Annotated in this window: 21 protein-coding genes; 10 read left to right on the plus strand and 11 right to left on the minus strand. The window is 71.4% G+C overall.

Features of this window, described 5'->3' with window-relative positions:
- Nucleotides 1-68: 68 nt before the first annotated feature.
- Complete coding sequence (locus tag QQK49_RS00425) at nucleotides 69-1130, minus strand: DUF418 domain-containing protein (protein ID WP_284305788.1); 1062 nt, start codon at nucleotides 1128-1130, stop codon at nucleotides 69-71.
- A 227-nt stretch (nucleotides 1131-1357) separates the two neighbouring features.
- Here QQK49_RS00425 and QQK49_RS00430 point away from each other — a divergent pair, with 227 nt between their 5' ends.
- Both QQK49_RS00430 and QQK49_RS00435 read left to right on the plus strand, forming a co-directional pair.
- The gene (locus tag QQK49_RS00430) at nucleotides 1358-2293 is read left to right on the plus strand and encodes a WcbI family polysaccharide biosynthesis putative acetyltransferase (RefSeq protein ID WP_284302141.1); all 936 of its coding nucleotides are present in this window, start codon (nucleotides 1358-1360) and stop codon (nucleotides 2291-2293) included.
- 103 nt (nucleotides 2294-2396) lie between these two features.
- Nucleotides 2397-2927 carry a hypothetical protein gene (locus QQK49_RS00435; RefSeq protein WP_284302142.1) on the plus strand — a complete coding sequence of 177 codons (531 nt, stop codon included), beginning with the start codon at nucleotides 2397-2399 and terminating at the stop codon, nucleotides 2925-2927.
- Nucleotides 2928-2988: 61 nt separating this feature from the next.
- On the opposite strand, the gene QQK49_RS00440 is transcribed toward QQK49_RS00435, so the two are convergent.
- From QQK49_RS00440 to QQK49_RS00465, 6 genes are all read right to left on the minus strand, one after another.
- On the minus strand, nucleotides 2989-4044 hold the full coding sequence (locus QQK49_RS00440) for a hypothetical protein (protein WP_284302143.1): 1056 nt from the start codon (nucleotides 4042-4044) through the stop codon (nucleotides 2989-2991).
- Complete coding sequence (locus QQK49_RS00445; RefSeq protein WP_284302144.1) at nucleotides 4041-4463, minus strand: PadR family transcriptional regulator; 423 nt, start codon at nucleotides 4461-4463, stop codon at nucleotides 4041-4043. The genes QQK49_RS00440 and QQK49_RS00445 overlap by 4 nt, the downstream gene beginning before the upstream one ends.
- Before the next feature lie 38 nt (nucleotides 4464-4501).
- Complete coding sequence (locus QQK49_RS00450; protein WP_284302145.1) at nucleotides 4502-5266, minus strand: DUF998 domain-containing protein; 765 nt, start codon at nucleotides 5264-5266, stop codon at nucleotides 4502-4504.
- Nucleotides 5267-5716: 450 nt separating this feature from the next.
- Complete coding sequence (locus QQK49_RS00455) at nucleotides 5717-5923, minus strand: hypothetical protein (protein ID WP_284302146.1); 207 nt, start codon at nucleotides 5921-5923, stop codon at nucleotides 5717-5719.
- Nucleotides 5923-6579 (minus strand): arylamine N-acetyltransferase family protein, encoded by a 657-nt coding sequence (locus tag QQK49_RS00460; RefSeq protein WP_284302147.1) that lies wholly within the window; start codon nucleotides 6577-6579, stop codon nucleotides 5923-5925. The genes QQK49_RS00455 and QQK49_RS00460 overlap by 1 nt, the downstream gene beginning before the upstream one ends.
- Before the next feature lie 74 nt (nucleotides 6580-6653).
- Complete coding sequence (locus tag QQK49_RS00465) at nucleotides 6654-7595, minus strand: pirin family protein (protein ID WP_284302148.1); 942 nt, start codon at nucleotides 7593-7595, stop codon at nucleotides 6654-6656.
- Nucleotides 7596-7726: 131 nt separating this feature from the next.
- Here QQK49_RS00465 and QQK49_RS00470 point away from each other — a divergent pair, with 131 nt between their 5' ends.
- Complete coding sequence (locus QQK49_RS00470; RefSeq protein ID WP_284302150.1) at nucleotides 7727-8230, plus strand: nucleoside deaminase; 504 nt, start codon at nucleotides 7727-7729, stop codon at nucleotides 8228-8230.
- The gene (locus QQK49_RS00475; protein WP_284302151.1) at nucleotides 8220-9917 is read left to right on the plus strand and encodes a thiamine pyrophosphate-binding protein; all 1698 of its coding nucleotides are present in this window, start codon (nucleotides 8220-8222) and stop codon (nucleotides 9915-9917) included. Before QQK49_RS00470 ends, QQK49_RS00475 begins: the two co-directional genes overlap by 11 nt.
- Nucleotides 9918-10037: 120 nt before the next feature.
- Here the strand turns inward: QQK49_RS00475 and rocD are convergent, their stop codons facing one another.
- From rocD to QQK49_RS22460, 3 genes are all read right to left on the minus strand, one after another.
- A complete protein-coding gene (gene rocD, locus QQK49_RS00480) occupies nucleotides 10038-11237 on the minus strand; it encodes an ornithine--oxo-acid transaminase (RefSeq protein ID WP_284302152.1) in 1200 nt (399 codons plus the stop codon).
- A gap of 91 nt (nucleotides 11238-11328) precedes the next feature.
- Entirely contained in the window at nucleotides 11329-12471 is a 1143-nt protein-coding gene (locus QQK49_RS00485; RefSeq protein WP_348536028.1) for an MFS transporter, read from the minus strand.
- The gene (locus QQK49_RS22460) at nucleotides 12402-12683 is read right to left on the minus strand and encodes a hypothetical protein (protein ID WP_348536029.1); all 282 of its coding nucleotides are present in this window, start codon (nucleotides 12681-12683) and stop codon (nucleotides 12402-12404) included. Before QQK49_RS22460 ends, QQK49_RS00485 begins: the two co-directional genes overlap by 70 nt.
- A 510-nt stretch (nucleotides 12684-13193) precedes the next feature.
- On the opposite strand from QQK49_RS22460, the gene QQK49_RS00490 reads away from it, so the two are divergent.
- The 5 genes from QQK49_RS00490 (at nucleotide 13194) to QQK49_RS00510 (ending at nucleotide 18806) form a co-directional block, all read left to right on the plus strand.
- Nucleotides 13194-13979, plus strand: a complete 786-nt coding sequence (locus QQK49_RS00490; RefSeq protein ID WP_284302153.1) for an Lrp/AsnC family transcriptional regulator — start codon at nucleotides 13194-13196, stop codon at nucleotides 13977-13979.
- Nucleotides 13976-14302, plus strand: coding sequence for a hypothetical protein (locus tag QQK49_RS00495; protein ID WP_284302154.1), 327 nt, complete (start codon nucleotides 13976-13978; stop codon nucleotides 14300-14302). The genes QQK49_RS00490 and QQK49_RS00495 overlap by 4 nt, the downstream gene beginning before the upstream one ends.
- A gap of 346 nt (nucleotides 14303-14648) precedes the next feature.
- Nucleotides 14649-16391, plus strand: coding sequence for an ABC-F family ATP-binding cassette domain-containing protein (locus tag QQK49_RS00500; RefSeq protein WP_284302155.1), 1743 nt, complete (start codon nucleotides 14649-14651; stop codon nucleotides 16389-16391).
- A gap of 137 nt (nucleotides 16392-16528) precedes the next feature.
- A complete protein-coding gene (locus QQK49_RS00505; protein ID WP_284302156.1) occupies nucleotides 16529-16996 on the plus strand; it encodes a hypothetical protein in 468 nt (155 codons plus the stop codon).
- 256 nt (nucleotides 16997-17252) lie between these two features.
- A complete protein-coding gene (locus QQK49_RS00510) occupies nucleotides 17253-18806 on the plus strand; it encodes an MFS transporter (RefSeq protein WP_284302157.1) in 1554 nt (517 codons plus the stop codon).
- Between the two features lie 36 nt (nucleotides 18807-18842).
- On the opposite strand, the gene QQK49_RS00515 is transcribed toward QQK49_RS00510, so the two are convergent.
- A complete protein-coding gene (locus QQK49_RS00515; protein WP_284302158.1) occupies nucleotides 18843-19199 on the minus strand; it encodes a DUF2200 domain-containing protein in 357 nt (118 codons plus the stop codon).
- Between the two features lie 128 nt (nucleotides 19200-19327).
- On the opposite strand from QQK49_RS00515, the gene QQK49_RS00520 reads away from it, so the two are divergent.
- The gene (locus tag QQK49_RS00520) at nucleotides 19328-20032 is read left to right on the plus strand and encodes a DUF1345 domain-containing protein (RefSeq protein ID WP_284302159.1); all 705 of its coding nucleotides are present in this window, start codon (nucleotides 19328-19330) and stop codon (nucleotides 20030-20032) included.
- Nucleotide 20033 lies beyond the last annotated feature (1 nt).

Genomic DNA, 20033 nt, shown 5'->3' on the forward strand with positions numbered 1-20033 from the left:
CATCCGCGGGTCGCTCCCTGTCCCAATTCGCTCGCTGCGCACCACGATCGGGGACTCCCGACCTCGAGCTACGCCGGGCTCCCGGTCGTCGTGCGCCTCGCGTCGACCCGGCTCGCGCTGCCCTGGCGTCCCCACGTCGCCACCCGCCACGCGGCTTCGAGTGGACCCTGGCCGAAACGACGCAGCCACAGGGTGGAGGCCACGCTCTGGACGACGAGGATCGCCACGCACAGCGCGATCATCCGCAGCCAACTGTCCTGGTCGGCGCCCGCGATGCCGAGCTCGGGCATCACCGGACGCAGGGCGAGGATGATGGCGGTCGCCCCCAGATAGTTGGTGAGCGCCATCCGGCCCAGCGGCGCGAGAGTGGCTCGCAGGGCGGGCGCGACCGGGGTGTGCAGCAGGAGCAGCAGGGTCGCGACGTACGCGGTGGCGAGAGTGAGCCCGAGCGGTGGCGAGAGTTCGTCGCGAAGGGTCCGGACGTCGATGGTGACGAGAACGATCAGTGCCGCGACCCACGTGAGCGCCGCCACCAGCGCGACTCCGGGAATCGCGTTGACGATCCGCGACATCCGGCCGCTACGGCCCGCGCCGAAGCCGATCAGGAACAGTCCCGGGATCAACTCGGCGCTACCGGCGTCGGCCAAACCGGCACCGAGCAGCACGACGCCGAGGACCAGCGGCACGATCACCCCGGCGCGGCCACGCACCCAGGTGACCGGGAGAAGGAACACGATCCCGGCCAGGGCGTAGGGCAGCAGCGCCTCACCGGGGTGGACGAACTGGTGCAGGAGGCCGAGCACAAACAGCACGCCGAAGCGGCGCAGGAGGGCCAGCCGGGGGCGGGCGCTGCGCTGCGCCGCGATGAGCCACATCAGGCCGAAACCGACACCGAACAGCAGGCAGAAGATCGGAAAGAACCGCTCCTGCACGAAGAGATCCAGCGCGAGCCGCACCGGGTTGACCGTGCCGCCCTCGACAGCGGAGGGGAGGTCGATCAACGGTGGGACGTTGACGAGCAGGATCCCGCACAGTGCGAAACCACGGACGACGTCGAGGGCGTCGATGCGTCGGGATGGCGCCCCGGCGTCGTCGGGCATGGTCCGTGCGGGTTCGGTGTTCGCTGTCATCACCTGACCAGCATGGTCGCGGCGAGGTCATCGCGAATCAGCCCAGGGTCGAGACCTGGTGGCCTCTCACGTACGACTTGGGATCGAACGGGCCTCGGTTTCGGTGGACGACGAGGGGGCGGATGCCGGCCGCGTGAGTGGTGAGGACGGCGCCTCGGTGCGCCGGCGCGCCGGCGGGTCAGCGCGACAGGGCTATCGTCGGTGCTCCCACGCGTGAGGAGACACCGATGCCGAGTGGATGGCGTGACGTCGCACGAGGATCGGCCGAGCCCGGGGATCGGCCGCTGCTGGTCGTGCACGGCAACTGTCAGGCGGAGTCACTGCGGGTGCTCTGCGACCAGGCGTGGGGTGAGGAGGTCACCTGCGTCCGCATCCCACCCGTCTTCGAGCTGGAGGCCGGTGACGTCGAGGACTTCCACGCCCTCGTGCGGCGGACGTCCTACCTGGTCACGCAGCCGATCGTCGACGACTACCGCGACCTGCCGCTGGGGACCGGGCAGATCACGGCGCTGCTGCCGGACTCCGCCCGCGTGGCGATGGTGCCGGTGATGCGGTGGAGTGCGCTGATGCCCACCCACGCCATCGTCCGGGCCGCGGGAGTGGGCGACCCGCCCGGAGTCCCCTACCACGACCTGCGCGTACTCGCCTCGGCCGCGCGCGGTGAGGCCGTGGCCGACCTGAGCGAACTGTCGGCCGAGGCCGTGCGCGCGGTGCAGGAGATCTCGCGCGAACAACTGCGCGTCCGCCAGGAGCATCACGGCACGGTCGACGCGCTGTCGTTCTTCGAGGAGGCCGGGGCCGACGCGGCGTGGACGATCAACCACCCGCAGAACTCCGTGCTCATCGGCGTCGCCGGCCAGGCCCTCGATCGACTGGGCCTGCCGCGGACGGTCGGGGATCCCGGCCGGGTGCTGCTCGCGACGACCACCGCGCCCGTGAGCGCGGCCGTGTTGGAGGCGCTCGGCCTCACCGGCACGCCGCGGTCGGGGTGGCGTCACGAGGGCGACCCGTTCACCGAGGAGGAGATCGCCGCGACCCAACTCGCCTGGTACGCCGAGCATCCGCAGGTGGTCGAGGCCGGCATCCGTCGTCACTACGACACCCTCGAGGTCCTGGGCCTGCACGTCGGACACGTCTCCACCTCGGACAGTAGCCGAGGCTGAAACCGCCGCGCACGCCATCCTGTTTCACCCTTTCCCGCCTGTTTCAGGGGATGGGGAGCCGGCATCCGGGCTCGGTCGCTGCCTGGTGGAGGAGACTGTGGGCATGCGCTTTCGCAATCACCACGCCGGGTGCTGTGGGTACGTCCCGACCCGGTCCGACGGCTCGGAGTGGTCCCACGTCCTGACCCTGCGTGATGGGAGCACCGTCTACGCCGACACCGTCGAGGAGGTCCTCGCCGAGCTCATCCCCGGCTGGCCCGAGTTGACGCCCGAAGAACAGGCCGCGGCGCTGGTCCGGCACGCGAACGAGGCGGCGCAGGGAGAGCAGCAACGCCGCATCGCCGATGCGACGGTGCGAGGCCGCTTCGACCCGGCCGACGCCGACGACCGCGGGATGCTCGTCGTCCTCGAGGCCGACAAGCAGGTCTCCCTGCTGCTGGAGACGCCCGATCAGCCCGGTGAGCAGGCGTCGTGGGAGGCACCCGTCGACCTCGTTCTGCTGACGACGAGCTACCGGCCGCACGGCGAACATCCGCCGATCGGGGGCCGCACGGTCTGGCTCGATCCCTCGGACGCCGGCGCGTATCTGGCGAGCCTCGGCCGGGCCGGGGTCAACGACTACTGGAGTCTCTGACCCGCCGGACGCCCCGACGATCCGAGCCGTGACATCGACCCGCGGCCCGGCCGATCGGTCGTCACTCGTCGTCGCGCGGCCGACTGCTGCGGTGGCGCCACACGCCCCACCATTCGTGGGCGGTGAACAGCGACCAGCCGACGAGCGCCAGCCACAGCAGCACCGAATCTCCGGCGCCCGAGAGCGACCACGCCCAGACGCCCAGGAGCGCGGTCATGACGATGGCGCGTCGCAGTCGCGCGCGTCCTTCGTGGCGGGGGAACCCGTCGGCGTAGGTGCGGGGCGCGCCGAACTCCGTCGCCAGGTCGGTTCCGGCACGTGCCGCGTGCTCGCGGGCCTCGGCGAGGATGGTGCGGACCTCGGATCCGCGCAGGTCACCGCGTCGGCGCAGGGCCGCCTCGGCCTCACGCAGCCATCGGGCGTCCGCGTTCTCCTCACCGGTGAGCACGGGCTCGGCACGCAGACTCCCGGCTCCCTCGGGGATGAACCGGCTCGCGGCCCAGGTCAGCGCGCCGAGCGCGACCGGGAGCAGGAGCAGCCACCCCAGGCTCGCCCGACCCAACTCACCACCGGGGGCGAGGAGGGCCGTGGTCGTGATCGCCACGCCGACCACGAAGGTCGCCCCGGCGCCGGCCAGGGCCACGAGCCAAGGACGACGGCCGGCCAGGCGTTCCCACACGGTCAGGGTGGCCATCGTGGTGGCCGCCCCGAGCACGGGGAAGACGAGCCACCCGATCGTGTAGTCGACGTTCCACTGCCCCTTGAGGGCATGCACGCCCACGACGACGAGCGAGATGAACGTGGCGAGGATACCGGTGACGCTGACGAGGGTGTTCGCGTCCTCCGGCCCGTCGGGGGAGTGGTAGGCGACGCCGTCGTCGACCCAGCCGTCGATCCGCTCGCGCGCCCACGCGTCCGGGTCGCCGAACAGATCCTCCGGCCCCTCCCCGGAGGACTCCACGAGCTCGACGGCCTCGTCCAGCGCCTGCCGGATCCGGCTGTCGGAGACGTCGTTGGTCGTCAGCACGAGCAGGGCGCGACCCGCCCAGAGCTCGTCCCGCTCCTCCTCACGCGCCCGCCGGAATCGGTCGAGTACGTCGGTCATCGCACCGCTCATGTCCCCTCCTTCGTTCGTCGCACCGGCTCCCGGTGCCTGCCGCCGGCCCCGGTGGCCCCGGTGCCGTCGGTGTCCTCGCTGCTGTCGGTCGTCGTGGCCAGACCCAGGAGCACCCCGGTGAAGGCGCCCCAGCGCTGGGCCTCCTCCTCACGGTGTCGCCGCCCGGCCGGCGTGAGGGCGTACTCCTTGCGCCCCGGGCCCGAGGGACCCGGCGCCCACGACGCCTCGATCCACCCGGCCTCTTCGAGCCGGGCGAGGGCTGGGTAGAGCGATCCGCCCTTGAGCCGGCCCATCCCCTCCTCCTCCAGGCGGGAGGCCACGGCGTATCCGTGCCGCGGCTCCACCGTCAGCGTGGAGAGGATCGCCAGATCGAGCGCGGCCCGGACCCACGCCGTCGGGAACACCTCGCTGTCACTCACATATCTAAGTATGCACAGTATCTAGATCGGTGCAAGGGTCAGCCGTTCTCGGGCGTCGCATCGTTCGCCGCGGCCGGCTGGAGGTGACGCCGACCCTGGGCGCCGTGCCATCCGTCCGCGGAGGCCATGAGCACGACCCACCAGCAGACCAGGGCGAGCAGTGAGATCCGTTGGGCCAGGCCGAGAACGCCGACGCCGATGCTCAACTGGGCGATCTCCACGAGCGACCACGCGAGGGCGACGAGATGGACCGCGGCCAGCGCCGTTCCCGCCGTGCGCAGCAGCGTCGGCGCGTGTCCACCGCGCGTGAACCAGACCGTCCACATCATGGCGATCGCGGCGAACGTGCCGGCGATCGAGCTGGTCACCTCGTGGATGCGGTGGGGAAGTGGCACGGTGCCGGCCTCGTCGGCGATGCGGCACGCGAGGTCGGCGGTGGGTGTGCAGCTCAGGGGCGAGAACGCGTCGAGCAGTGTCGCGAGGCCGAAGAGGGCGAGCAGCGCGAAGGGGACGTCCCGGATCCACGGCCGGCCGGTGTCGTCACCGGTGCGCAGCGCCACGAGCATCGAGTCCGGGCGGTCCCGCACGGCCGGGGCGGCACGCGACGCGCGCCGGTGTCGGGCGATGACGATCGCGCAGGCCGAGACGAGGGCGACCGCGGCGATCGCGTCGGCGGTGCGGAAGAGGTGGGCGAAGGGTTGGCCCTGCGCAGCGAGTTCGCTGACGTAGGCCGTGATCGGGTCGAGCCCGGGGTTGATCCACCTCGCGCCCAACCACACCGTGAAGAAGACCGCGGCCACCACCGAGAGCCCGACGGTGACGCGACCCCCGGGCCGGACCCGGATCCCCGCCCCTCCTGCTGCTGCTCGTGCTGGTGGAGGTCGGTCCCCGCGACGGTTCTCACCGTGATTCCCCGATTCTCGCTCGCGTATGGTGCTCGCCCCGATCCTCCCGCGGAGGGTCGCCCGCGCACATCGACCGAAAGGCCGAGTGGGCTCATCCCATCGGCTGGGGTTCGCGGGGTGACCCGCGCGGCGTCGGGGGCGACAGGTGTCAGCCGTGATCGGTCCTGCCGAGGGCCGCACGAGCAGGGGTCAGCGGAATCGAAGAACAACACGGACTACATCGAGCGAGGTCTGATGTGCATCGGTGCAGGTCAGAGTGCCTGCCCTCACGGCAGGGGTCTGTCGATGTCGTCCGTGTTGTTCTTCGTTCGCCGAGACGCCCACGGGGAGGGGGTGCGACCCGCCCGATCAGGTGCCGTGGGCCTGCGAGCGGATCCGTTCGAGAGTGCGGGTCAGTGCCTCTCGATCCTCGCGACCCAGCTCGACGCCGAGCTCTCGGACCCCGTCGATCACCTCGGCCACGGTGAGGTCGTCGTGCCGCGTCGCCGAGCCGGCGGCGCGTTCGGTTCGTGCGGTCTCGGTCACGGTGACGTGGCCGGCGTCGGTGTGCCGCATCACCATGAGGTGATTCCCGAAGGGGAGTCGGCACCGGTGGAGGTCATGAGGTGCCCCATGGTGACGTCGACGGGCTGCACGGGCAGGTCGTCGTGGACGTGTTCGAGGGCTCCCTCGCGGGTCAGGGCCCACGTGCCGACGCCGGCGACGTTCCATCGCTCGATGCGGAACTCACGACCCGCCACCTCCTGGGTCGCCCCGGCGCGCAGCTCGATCGGTGAGGTGATGCTGAACCCGAAACCCGGGTCGCACAACACCTCTCGCCCGTCCAGACGCACGACGACCGTCATGTGCGTTCGTGAGCCGGCGACGTCACGGACCCGCCCCAGGGCCCGCCGGAACGTGAACCCGACGTACTCCAGGGCTGCGGCGAACAGTTGGGTGTGCTCGAAGCAGTACCCGCCTCGCCGACGGCGGACCAGTTGATCGTGCACCGTCACCGGGGCGATGCCCGGGTGCTGCCCCAAGAGCACGTCGACGTTGGCGAAGGGCAGCGTCCGCACGTGTGCCGAATGCACCTCGGACAGCACCTCGCTCGTGGGCTCGAGTGACGGACCCGGCCCTCCCGCCGAGGCGAGGCCGATCGACTCCAGGTAGGCGGGCACGTCGAACTCGGCTGTGCGCCACGAGGGTCCGACGAGGGTGGTCGGCGGCACGAGCGACTCCTGTCTGCGGGTTTGCGGGTCTGCGGCTCTGTCGGGCGTCTGGACCGCGGCGGCCGGTGCCCGCCTCAGCGACCCGTCTTCTGCCAGAACGGGGTCGGGGCCGGGATGCGGTCGAGAGGGGAGTCGACGCGGGCGAATCGGTCGTCGCGTCGTGCCCAGGACGCCTGCGCCTCCTCGATCTCCTCGCGGCTGCGGGCCACGAAGTTCCACCACATGAGGATCCGCTCCTCGAAGGGGACGCCGCCGATGAGCATCACCCGCGCCGGCTCGCGCACGTCCACCCCGAGTTCGTCGCGACCACGACCCAGGTAGCCCAGGTGACCGGGGGTCAGTGCCTGCCCGTCGACGGCCACGCTGCCGGAGAGGACGACGAGTCCGTACTCGAACTCCGGCCGCAGGGGCACGGTCGTCGCGGAGTGCATGACGAGGTCGACGCCGACGAGCTCGGTGTCGCGGCGGCCCGGGCTGGTGCCGCCCTCGAACTCCCCGAGCAGGACCGTGGCCTGCGCGCCGTCGAGGTCGAGCTGCGGCAGCTCGGCGTGGTGCTCGAACTCGGCGTCGCCGTGGCGGGTGGCCTCGGGCAGCGCGACCCACAACTGGATGCCCTCGAGGGTGCCGCCGTAGTGGCCCGTCGCCTCCTCGGAATGGGTCACCGAACCGCCGGAGGTCATGAGGTTGAGCTGCCCCGGGGCGATGACCTGCTCCGATCCGAGACTGTCGCGGTGCAGCAACTGGCCGTCGGTCAGCCAGGTGACGGTCTGCAGGCCGATGTGCGGGTGGGGGCCCACGTCCAGGCTGCGCTCCGGGGTGACGTCGGCCGGGCCCATGTGGTCGGCGAAGCACCAGGCGCCGACCGTGCGGCGACCCCGGCGGGGCAGGGCGCGGCGGATGCGGACCTCGCCGAGGTGGGCCTCACGGCTGTCGCTGATCTCGACGCACGCGGGCGCGGGTCGGTCGCGCTCCGGCGTGGCGGTGGTGTCGGTGTCCTCGCGAACCGGTCCGCTCATGGGGTGCCTCGCTTCGGGTCGGTGTACGTGTCGCGTCGCGGCGGCACGCGGAGAAGTCCGATGCTCCTGACACCACCGTAGGCCGCACCGGACCCGGCGGTCGCGGGCAGCGGTGTGTCAGGCTGGGGCACATGGCCGTCAGCGAGCAGGACCGGGAGTTCCTCCGACGTTGCGTCGACCTGGCCGCGCAGGCCCTGGATTCCGGCGACGAGCCGTTCGGGTCACTGCTCGTCCTCGACGGGCGGGTGCTCTTCGAGGACCACAACCACGTCGCCGGGGGTGATCCGACCCGGCATCCGGAGATCGCCGCCGCGAGGTGGGCCATCGACCACCTCGACCCGCGGCAGCGGGCGGCCTCGATCGTGTACACCTCCGGCGAGCACTGCGCGATGTGCGCCGCGGCCCACGGCTGGGCGGGCCTGGGGCGCATCGTCCTGGCGACCACCTCGGCCCAGCTCGGGGAGTGGCTCGCGCAGTGGGGCGTGCCGGAGGGGCCGGTGGCCCCGCTGCCGATCCAGACCGTCGTCCCCGGAGCCGTGGTCGACGGCCCCGAACCGTCCCTCGCCGACGAGGTCGCCGACCTCCACCGGCGCTATCACCGAGTCCGATCGGCGGAGGACAGCCATGACCGATGAACACACCACCACCGAGGCCCACGAGATCCCCACGTCCAAGCTCGCCACCGACGGCCCCACCGGCGGCGACCTCCTCGTCGACCTCATGCGCGAGGAGGGCGTGGACGTCGCGTTCGGTGTCATCAGCATCCACAACGCGCCGCTGGTCGAGGCGGTCGACCGGGAGCTGCGGTTCGTCCCGGTGCGGCACGAGGCGGCGGCGGTCAACGCGGCCGACGGGTACGCCCGCGCGACCGGGCGCATCGGAATCGCCCTGACCTCCACCGGAACCGGCGCGGGCAACGCTGCGGGCGCGATGCTCGAGGCCCTCACCGCGCAGAGCCGGGTGCTGCACATCACCGGCAACATCGACTCGACGTTCCTCGGGGAGGACCGCGGCGTCTACCACGAGGTGCCGCGGCAGCTCGAGATGCTCGAGGCGGTCTCGGGCAGCGCGCTGCGCGTCGAGCGGGCGAGTCATGCGCGCCGCGTGCTCACCGAGGCCGTGCGGTCGCTGTCCACCGCGCCGTATCGCCCGGTCAGCGTCGACTGGCCCATCGACCTGCAGTACACCGCCGACCCCACGGATCAGGTGCAGATCCAGGGGAGCGAACCCCGCCCCAAGGCGGCGACCAAGCGTGACGTCGCCAAGGCGGCGCGGGTCTTGCGCCAGGCGAGTCGTCCCCTCATCTGGGCCGGTGGCGGCGCACGCCGGGTGGGTCCGGCGTTGACGGATTTCGCCGAGGCGTGGGGCGCCGGAGTCCTCAGCGGCGCCAACGGGCGCGGCTCGGTCCCGGAGGATCACCCGCTGTGCATCGGCAACTTCGCGATCACCGACGAGCTGCGCGGCCTGGTCGAGCAGAGCGACTGCCTGCTCACCGTGGGCAGCCACCTGCGCGGGCACGAGACGCAGAACTTCGAGCTCCCGCTGCCGAGCGCCCACGTGCAGATCGACCTCGACCCCGACGCGATCGGCCGCAACTACCCGGTCACCGTGGGTCTGAACGCCGATGCGACGCATGCGATCCCGGCGCTGCTGGAGGCGCTGGCCGAGGCGGGAGGCCCGTCGACGCAGGACGGGTGGACCGAGCAGGTGCGCACCGCCGCCGAGGCCGCCCGGGCGGCTCATCGCACCGACATCGGCGCCTACGCCGCGATCTGCGACGCGATGCGCACGCGGCTGCCGCGCGAGGCGCCCCTGGTGCGTGACGTGACGATCCCCGGGAGTTCGTGGGGCAACCGGCTCCTGGAGGTCTACGACCCCCGGACCAACGTCTTCGCCGCCGGCGGCGGCATCGGTCAGGGCCTGGCCATGGCGATCGGTGCGGGCGTCGCCGTGCCGGATGTGCCCGTGCTGGCCATGGTCGGCGACGGCGGCTTGGCCGTGCACCTCGGCGAGCTGGCGACCCTCGCCGGAGAACGGCCCCGAGTCGTCCTCGTCGTGTTCAACGACGCCGGGTACGGCGTGCTGCGCCACATGCAGGAGGAACGGGGTGCCGACCCGCGCGCGGTCGATCTGCACACCCCTGACGTGGAGAAGCTGGCGGCGGCGTTCGACCTGCCCCACGCCGAGGTCGGCGACCCGGACGCGTTCGACGCCGCCCTGGCCACGGCTCTTCGCCGCACGGGTCCGTCGGTGATCGAGATCGACGTCCCGGCCCTCGACCCGCAACCGGCACCGTTCGTCCCGCCCGTCAACGTGCCCTGATCCGATCCTCCCGCTGCCCCTTGCCTGAAACAGCCGGTGAGGTCGAGACAGCAGCGCACGCGGTGCTGTCTCGGACCTCACCGGCTGTTTCAGGTGAGAAGGGACGTCTCCGTGCGTCGGTCAAGCGCGCAGGGATCGCTCGATGGCGTCGACCATGAGGTCGAGGTCGTCGGTGGTGGCCACGAGAGGCGGCGCGAGGCGGATGGTCGAGTCGTGGGCGTCCTTGGCGAGTACTCCGTGTCCGGCCATGCGGTGGCACAGCTCGTACCCGGTCATGAGGTGCGGGTCGACGTCGAGCCCTGCCCAGGCGCCGCGGACGCGCACGTCGACGACTCCGTGCTCGCGCAGCGCCTCGAGCTTGGGCGTCATGTGGTCGCCGAGCACGCGTGCCTTCTCCTGCCATTCGCCGGTCAGGAGCATCTGGACGACCTCGTGCGCGACCGCCGCCGAGAGCGGGTTGCCGCCGAACGTCGACCCGTGGGAGCCGGGGGTGATGACGTCCATGACGTAGTGGTCGGCCGCGATGGCCGAGACGGGCAGGATGCCTCCGCCCAGCGCCTTGCCCATGACGTAGATGTCGGGGACGACGTCCTCGTGGTCGCACGCGAAGGTGCGGCCGGTGCGCGCGAGGCCGGACTGCACCTCATCGGCGATCATCAGCACGTCGCGGCGGGTGCACAGGTCGCGCACGCCGGGCAGGAAGCCCGCCGGCGGGATGAGCACGCCGCCCTCGCCCTGGATGGGTTCGAGGAGGACGGCCGCCGTGTTCTCGTCGACCGCTGCGTCCAAGGCCTCGAGGTCGCCGTACGGCACGACCCGGAACCCCGGGGTGTAGGGGCCGTAGCTGCGGCGGGCGATGTCGTCGGTGGAGAACGACACGACCGTGGTGGTGCGGCCGTGGAAGTTGCCCGCCATGGTGACGATGTTGGCCTGGTCGGTCGGGATGCCCTTGACGTCGTACCCCCAGCGCCGCGCCACCTTGACGGAGGTCTCGACGGCCTCGGCGCCGGTGTTCATCGGCAGGATCATGTCCTTGCCGGTGAGGGTGGCCAGATCGCGGGCGAACGGCCCGAGCTGGTCGCTGTGGAACGCCCGGCTCGTGAGGGTGAGTCTGTCGAGCTGCTCGTGCGCACGCGCGACGAGCCTTGGGTGCCGGTGTCCGAAGTTGAGCGCCGAGTACCCCGCGAGGGCGTCGAGGTAGCGCTTGCCGTCGACGTCGGTCACCCAGGCGCCCTCGCCCTCGGTCAGGACGATGTCGAGAGGGTGGTAGTTGTGGGCGGCGTAGGTCTCGACGAGACGGATCTGCTCTTCGCTGCTCATGAGGGGCTCCTTCACCTGGACGGCCGGCCCGCACCGGGTGCGGGCCGGACGTGATCGCGGCGGTCGTGGGTGATCGTAGTGAGGCCGGCGCTCAGGCGGTCTCGTCGTTCAGCACCCGGCCACGGGTCTCGGGGAGGGTGAGGACGGTGATGGCGCTCACCAGCAGGAGGGCCATGACGTAGTAGGAGAAGGCCTGGGGTCCGTAGGCCCGGGTGAGGTAGGTCTGCAGGTACAGGCTGGTTCCACCGAAGATCGCGATGGCGATCGAGAGCGGAAGGGCCACGCCGATGGTGCGGATCCGGGTGGGGAAGATCTCGCACATGATCGCAGGCGAGATGGCGCACGGCGCGGCGACGAAGACCTGGGCGATCGTCATCGCGAGGAAGAGGCGGACCGGGTCGCCGTCGATCATCGCCGACAGGGGCAGGCACAGCGCGAACAACCCCACGATGCCGATGAGCATGACCGGCTTGCGGCCGATGCGGTCGGACAGGATGCCCCACAGCGGGAGCCACACGAGGAACAGCGTGTTGGCGGCGACGCTCGCGATGAGCGTGGCGGTCGGGTCGGCCTTGAGGACGGCGATGGAGTACCCGGCGGCGGCCACGACCCAGAGGTAGTAGGAGACGGTGAGCCCGACGGTCATGCCGATCACCTGGAAGGCCGAGCGGCGGTGCACCCACATCTCACGGACCAGGCTGGGACGCTCGCGGGCGATGACGGCCTCGGTGCGCTCGAACTCCTCGGTCTCGCTCATGCGCGAGCGCATGTAGAGCGCGAACAACCCGCCCACGGCGCCGATGGCGAAGGCGATGCGCCAACCCCACGTGCTCATGTCGGCCTGGCCGAGCACGGCGGACAGGATCGTGGCGAGGACCAGGCCGAAGTTCGCGCCGATGGTGCCGGAGAAGTAGATCAGCGTCGACCAGAGGCCGCGTCGCTCCGGCGGGGCCGCCTCGGCGAGGTAGGCCTGCGCCGCCGGCTGCTCGCCGCCGTGGGCCAGGCCCTGCAGCACGCGGGCGACGAACAACACGACGTAGGCGAGGACGCCGACCATCACGTACGGCGGGGCGACGGCGATGATGAGGCTGGCGAACGAGCCCAGCGCCACGGTCATCGCCAGGGCGCGCTTGCGGCCGAGCCGGTCGGAGACCCGCCCGAACATCAGCCCGCCGAGGGGCCGTGCGACGAAGCCCACGGCGAACACCGCGAGGGTCGACAGGAACGCCGACACGGGTCGGTGGAGACGAAGAAGCTGGCCGCGAAGAACGGGGCGAAGCTGGAGTAGATGCTCCAGTCGAACCATTCGATGGCGTTGCCGATGCCGGTGCCCACCAGGGTGCGGCGGGTGGAGGTCGGCGGGGTCGCCGTCGAGGACGACGCGGTGGGGTGGGCCGTTGGAGCGGGGCCGGTGGTGGCGGGCGGGGTCGCGGGGGTCGCGGACATGGGACTTCCTCGGGTGAGGTGGGATCGGAAGACGAGCACTACGAAGGGCGCTCGGGAGAGTCGAGGTGCCGGACGCGGCGACGCGCTCGGGTGACGGGCACGCCGAGGTGCCCGGGTGGTGCGGGGTGAAAGGAGTCAGGGGTGCAGGCTCGCCCAGGCGAGCATCTGCAGCGGCCGATGGTGGGCGCGGTGTGGTCGGCGTACCCATCGGCAGAGCTCGTCGTGACGCGGCGGCCGGGAAGGAGATCATCGGTGGTGGTCCTCGCCGGATCCGCGTCGTCCGTCAGTGTGAGGACGCGGCCACGGGCATCACGCTGATCTGTCGAATCCCGTCGAATCGGACACCACCGCGCTCGATCCGTTCATGAAAGGCTCGAACTATCGTTGATCCGTGCACTCACCGCCTGGGCAGGTGGCGGAGGGGAGCCGGTGAGGTGACGTCCGAGTGCCGCCATCGAGGCGGAGGAGAACCCGGGAGAACCCGCGAGAGCCCAGGAGAAGGGGAGACAGGTGCAGCAGAAGCTCGACGAGATCGACCTGCAGTTGGTGCACCTGTTGCAGATCGCACCCCGGGCGTCCTGGGCGGGTCTGGCTCCGATCCTGGGGCTGTCGCCCTCGGCGCTCGCGGCCCGCTGGCGGCGGCTCGAGAGGTCGGGCACGGCCTGGTTGACCGTCCACGCCGACCAGGCGGTGACCGGTCACGTCAGCGCGATCGTGCGCGTCGAGTGCCGTCCCGGAACCCGTGCCGCGGTGCGCGAGGCGTGCATCGACGACCCCCGGATCGTCGGCATCGACGAGGCGTCCAGCGGCAGCGAGTTGTTGTTGACGACCATGGTGAGCGACCTGCACGAGCTCTCCGACCACCTCGACGACGTCGAGTCGTGGTCCGGCGTGCGGCGGCTGCGGGCCTCCGTCGTGCACGACGTGTTGCGTGCCGGCAGCAACTGGCGCCTCGGTCATCTCGACGCCGAGCAGACCGCGGCCGCGGCCGCGCTGTCGCGCATCCCGTCGACGCCGGTCGTGACCTCGCCGCTGGCGGCCCCGCCGCACGCGACCCCAGCCGGGGGAGCACCGACAGGGTCGATGCCCCTGCTCATGCCGCCGATGCCACCCGACGCCGGCGCGTTGGCGGCGCTCCTGACCCGGGACGCCCGCATGCCGATCGCCGATCTCGCCCGCGGGCTGGGAGGGGAGCCACCCCGGCCACGACCCGCCGCCACCTCGACCGGCTCGTGGCCTCCGGCGCACTGGCCTTCCGGTGCGACCTCGCGCACGACGCGGCCGACTGGCCCGTGACCTCCGCGTGGTTCGTGCGGGTGCCCCCGGCCGAGTTGACCCGCACCATCGCGCTGCTCTCCTCACTCACCCAGTCGCGCCTCCTGTTGGGGATCACGGGTGAGGTGAACCTCGTGTTCTCGGTGTTCGGGCGGTCGGTCGCCGGGGTGTCCGCCTTCGCGGAGGCCCTCGGTCGAAGGCTGCCGTGGCTCGAGCAGGTCGAGTCGATGCTCCTGCTGCGCTCGGTCAAGCGGATGGGGTGGGTGCTCGACGACCGCGCCCGACGCACCGATCGCCTGGTCGTGCCCACCGTGGTGGAACGTCTGGGCCGGGTGTCGGGGTAATGGCGCCTGGGAAAAGCACGTGACCGGGCGCGATCTGCGCTGCTACCGTCGCCGACATGGGTTCGTTGTTTCTCTAGGTGTCTGCTGAAGAATCCCGTCGGCGTCCGCGCCGCTGCCCCGATCTGGCTGCGTTGTCGGCACTCGACGTAGCCCGCTACGCCTTCGCACCTCCGCCTTGCCAGATCGACGCAGCGACACGCCCGCTGATCGACGGGATTCTTCAGCAGACACCTAGGACAGGACGTCGCGTCGAGTTCGCTCCGTGGCGAGTCCTCCAGCGCGTTCGGCGGCACGGTGCTCCCCGAGCGCGAGTGTCTATCCCGCATTCGTATGGAGAAGCCTTCCCATGACCCGTCCTTCATCCCTGCCCCGAGCCCACCGTGTCTGCGAGATCCGCGGGGCGACGGTCCGCTACGCCGACCACATCGTCCTGCGTGAGGTCGACCTCGTCGTCGGCCCCAGCGAGCGCGTCGCCGTCGTCGGCGACAACGGCTCGGGCAAGTCCACCCTCCTTCGTGCCGTGGCGGGTGCCGTGCCGCTGGCGGCGGGCGATCGGCGCGTCGAACTCCCCGACGGTCTCGTGCTCGCCGAGCAGAACCCGCTCTTCGAGCCCGGCGCGAGCGTCGCCGACGCCCTCGACGTGCTGCTCGTCGATCTGCGGCGTCTCGAGTCCGACGTGCAGGAGGCCGCGGACGCGGTGGCCCGCGGCGCGTCGGACGACCGGTCCGACGAGGCCGCGCCGCACGACCCGGACGCCCAGCCCGGAGAGGCCGCGCTGCTCGCCCGACTGTCCAGCGCGATGGACCGGTTCGAGGCGCGCGACGGGTACGGCCTGGATCAGCGCCTCGACTCCGGACTCGACCAACTCGGACTCGGCGGCCTCGACCGCACCCGCTCCGTCGCGGAGTTGTCCGGTGGTGAACGGGCGCGCCTCGCGCTCGCGGCGGCGCTGGTCTCGCAGGCCGAGTTGCTGCTGCTGGACGAGCCCACGAACGACCTCGACGACGCCGGGATCGCCTGGCTGGAGGATCGGGTCGCCGCCCACCGCGGCGCGATCGTCGTCGTCACCCACGACCGCGCGTTCCTCGACCGGTTCGCCACCGACATCGTCTGCGTGCAGGACGCCGGCCTACGCCGGTACGGCGACGGGTACGACGGCTACCTCACCGCCCGGGCCGCCGAGAGGCGCCGGCTCGCCACCGAGTACGCCGCCTGGCGCGCCGACGTCGAGCGCAACGAGGCCCTCATCGAGGCCACTTCCTTTCGCGCGGCAGCGATCCCGCGCAAACAGGAGAAGGCGGCCTTCGGGCATGGATCCTTCCGGCTGCGCAGCCGCGATCACGGCGCGTCGAGCCGGATCAAGATCGCCAAGGAACGAGTGCGGAGGTTGACCGATGACCCCGCGCCCCGGCCGGCCGACCCGCTGCGGTTCACGGCCGGCTTCGCGCCACACGTTCGCGACCGCGACACCGACGCACCGCTGATCCGCGCCGAGGGCGTACGTCTGGGCGCGACGGCCGGGCCGCGCCTGCGGCTCGACTCCCTGACGCTGGAGGTGGGGGAGCGGTGGCTCGTCACCGGCACCAACGGGGCGGGCAAGACGACCCTCCTGCGGGTGCTGGCGGGCGAACTCACGCCGCAGTCCGGGACCCTCGAGCGTCGTGAGGGCCTGCGCGTCGCGTGGCTGCGCCAGGATCTGTCCGCGGGGTCGGCGCGCTCACTCCTGCACACCTACGCGCAGGCCCTCGACGTCTACCCCGAGGACGCCGCCGAACCCCTGCTCGCGCTCGGGTTGTTCGGGGCCGAGGACCTCGAGCGGCCGGTATCGCTGCTGTCGGTCGGTCAGCGTCGGCGTCTCGAACTGGCTGTCGCCCTCACCGGCGTCAGCGACGTGCTCCTGCTCGACGAGCCGACCAATCACCTGGCACCCGAACTCGTGGAACAACTGGAGGACGCTCTCGAGGGGTATCCGGGAACCGTCGTCACGGTCACCCACGACCGCCGGTGGCGCGACCGGGCTCAGGCGGGAGGGCACCTGCGCCGGCTCCACGTCTCCCCGGAGGGTCGGGTGACGCGGGTCGAGGCGTGACCCTTCCGGCTGCGCAGGTGGGCCTGGAGTGGTCGCGCGGCGGGCAACCTTTCTAGAGTGGCCACGTCAGCGCGGACCGTGATCCGTCCGGTTCCGCGAGCAACGTGGCGTCCACGACGCCAGGACGAGGAGTCTCCATGCATCCGACGCACATCCCGCTCCGTCTCGCCACCGGGGCCTTCATCCTCAACTCGGGCCTCGGCAAGCTGGACGCCGACGAGGGGACCGCGCAGTACCTGCACGGCGCGGCCTCGGGCGCCTACCCGTTCCTCGCCGACATGAAGCCCAAGGACTTCACCCAGTTGCTCGCGTTCGGCGAGATCGCCGTCGGCGGCGCCCTGCTCGCCCCCATGGTGTCCTCGCGGGTCGCGGGCGCGGCGCTCACGGGCTTCGGCGCCGGTCTGGTCGGCCTCTACCTGCGCACCCCCGGCATGACCGAGGACGACGGCATCCGCCCCACCCAGGAGGGCACCGCCGTCGCCAAGGACATCTGGCTCGTCGCCGCGGGCATCACGCTCATGACGCAGAGCGCGCTGGCCGGCGTGAAGTCGGGGGCCAAGGCGCTGCGCAAGAACGCGCGCAACGCGCTTCCGTTCACCGACTGACCCACCGCACCTCCGAGCACCCGGTTCGGCGTCCACGCGGACGCGCGGGCCGGGTGCTCGCGCGTCCGTCCCACCCCCGAAAAACCCGGACGGCCTGCCGTCGGTCACGGCTACCCTGGTGTTCGCCCGCCCTTCGTCGGCGTCGACGTGCGTGGCATCGACGCCACCCCCACTCCCCGGCTCGCGCCCACCGGCGCGATCCCCATGCCGTCAGGACCGACCGTCCCGATGACAGGCGAAAGAGAAGGACCCGTCCATGACCAGCGCCGCCCCGACGACGCACACCCACGCCGAGTCCACCGACCCCCACACCACGAGGACCCTGCGCGTCCTCACCGTCGCGACGTTCATCGTCATCCTCAACGAGACGATCATGGTCAACGCGTTGCCCGTGCTCATGGACGCCCTGTCCATCGACGCCCGCGCCGCGCAATGGCTCTCGACTGGCTTCATGCTGACGATGGCGATCGTCATCCCGACGACCGGCTGGTTCCTCCAGCGCGTCGGTCGTCGCACGGCCTTCATCGTGGCGATGTCGTGCTTCTCGGCGGGCACACTGCTCGCGGCGCTCGCCCCCTCTTTTCAGTGGCTGCTGCTCGGACGGGTCATCCAAGCCTCCGGCACCGCGGTGATGATGCCGCTGCTCATGTCGAGCGTGCTCGCGCTCGTGCCGATGAGCCACCGCGGCCGCGTCATGGGCAACGTGTCCCTCGCGATCTCCGTGGCACCGGCCATGGGGCCTGCGATCTCCGGGGTGATCCTCGGGTTCGCCTCGTGGCGCTGGCTGTTCGGAGTCGTGCTGCCGATCGCCGTGCTCATCGGTGTGATGGGCGCGCGGATGCTGCGCGCGCCCGTCCTCATGGCGACCGACGTCGAGATCGGTGACGGCGCGACCGCCGATGACGATGAGGGCGCGGCACCCGCCGGGGCCCTCGACATCCCCAGCGTCCTGCTGACCGTCGTCGGGTTCGGCGGTCTGGTCTATGGCCTCAGCCACATCGGCGGGGAGGGCGAGGCCACCGGCACGGCCGGCAGCGAGGCCGCCGGATTCCTGCTCGGACTCCCCATGATCGCGCTCGTCGTCGGCATCGTCGGGGTCGCGCTGTTCGCGTGGCGGCAGATCCGGTTGCAGCGCCGTACCACCCCGCTGCTCGACCTGCGGGTGCTGCGCCACGGCGCGTACCTGCTGTCGGTGTCGGTGATGGCCCTCGCGTTCATGGGGCTCATGGGCGCGATGATCATGCTGCCGATGTACTTCCAGGAGGTCCGCGGCATGTCGACCCTCGAGGCCGGCCTCATGCTCATGCCGGGCGGCTTGATCATGGGTGTCCTCGGCCCGGTCGTCGGCCGCCTCTACGACCGGCTCGGACCGGCGCGCCTGGTGATCCCCGGTTCCGTCGCGCTCGCCTGCGGCCTGGGTCTGCTCGCGTGGTCGACGACGCACGGTCCGTGGTGGCTGTTCCTCGTGCTGCACATCGGCATGAGCGTGGCGCTCGCGTTCATCTTCACGCCGGTCTTCACCGCCGGTCTGTCCGCGTTGCCGTCGCACCTGTACGGACACGGCAGCGCCCTGCTCGGCACGTTGCAGCAGGTCGCGGCCGCTGCCGGCACGGCCCTGGTCATCACGGTGATGTCGGTGCGGACCGCCACGCTCGTGGCCGCCGGCGGGTCTCCGGCCGCATCGCTCGGCGGCGGTGTCCAGAGCGGGCTCGTCGTCGCCACCGTGCTCGCGGTGATGGTCGCGGCCCTGTCGTTCCTGTTCCTGCGGGTGCAGGTCACGGAGTCCGATCGCCCCGTCGTCGGGCACTGACGACGGGCACCGACGTCGGGCGAGGCCCCTCGCGGGTCAGCCGTCGCCGCGCAGGATCGACGTCATCTTCTTGCCGCGCGCGAGCTCGTCGACGAGCTTGTCCATGTACCGGATCTTCTGCATGAGCGGGTCGTCGATCTCCTCGACGCGGTGTCCGCAGATGACGCCGGTGATGAGCGCGGCGTTCGGGTTCATCGCCGGCGCGTCCTCGAAGAACGTCTCGAGGGCGACCTTGCTCTCGATCGCCTCGGTCAGTCCGGCGGCGTCGTAGCCGGTCAGCCACGAGATCACCGTGACCAGGTCCTCCTCGCTGTGGCCCTTGCGCTCCACCTTGGTGACGTAGTGCGGGTAGATGTCGGCGAACGCGGTGGTGAAGATGCGGTGCTCGGCCATGTGTCGATCCTGTCCTGAGGCGGTGGATGCCGTCCTCCACGATGTCATCGTCGGCGCCGGCCCGCGGCGCGGCACGCCTGTCTCGTGGCGCCCCCTCCCGGAGGCCGTGCTGACCTACGGTTGAGCGCGTGAGACGACGAATGGCGGCGATGACGAGCGCCCACTGGTGGTTGGCGGAGGAGCGGCGGGCCTACGGGTCGGTGACCTTCGGGTTTCTCGCCACCCTGCCGCTGGCCGTCCGGGCGGCGGGGAACATGGGCCAGGCCACGTATCTCGGGTACGCCCTGGTGCTGCTCGCCACGTACCTCACCGCCTACGTGCTGCTGAGCTTCTTCGTGTTCGCCCGGGTCCCGGCGCACGAGTGTCGGGAGTGGGCGCGCTCGACCGAGCCGGGCACCCGCATCGAGCGGTTCGTCCTCGGCACCCAACCCGGGGCGGGGATGGCCACCGGACTCTCGGCGGTCTCACTGCTCGCCGTCGTCCTCGGGCGGACCTCCGACCTGTGGAGTGCGTTGGGCGTGTCGAACATCGTCGGGATCGTCGTGGTCGTCACCCTCCTGGTCACCTCGTGGTTCTCGGTCGTCGTCACGTACGCAGTCGAGTACATGTGCCGCGACCAGCGTGAACCCGGCGTGCAACTGTCGTTTCCCGGGGGTGAGGAGTTGGGGTGGATGGACTACCCGTACTTCTCGTTCGGGGTCTCCACGACGTTCGGGACGACCGACGTCGATGTGCGCAAGACGACGATGCGCCGCACGGTCACCGGGCACGGCGTCATCGCGTTCGTCTTCAACACGGTCATCCTCGCCGTCGCCATCGGGGCGCTCATCTGAG

Source organism: Mobilicoccus caccae, from assembly GCF_030161635.1.
In the GTDB taxonomy this organism is placed as follows: domain Bacteria; phylum Actinomycetota; class Actinomycetes; order Actinomycetales; family Dermatophilaceae; genus Mobilicoccus; species Mobilicoccus caccae.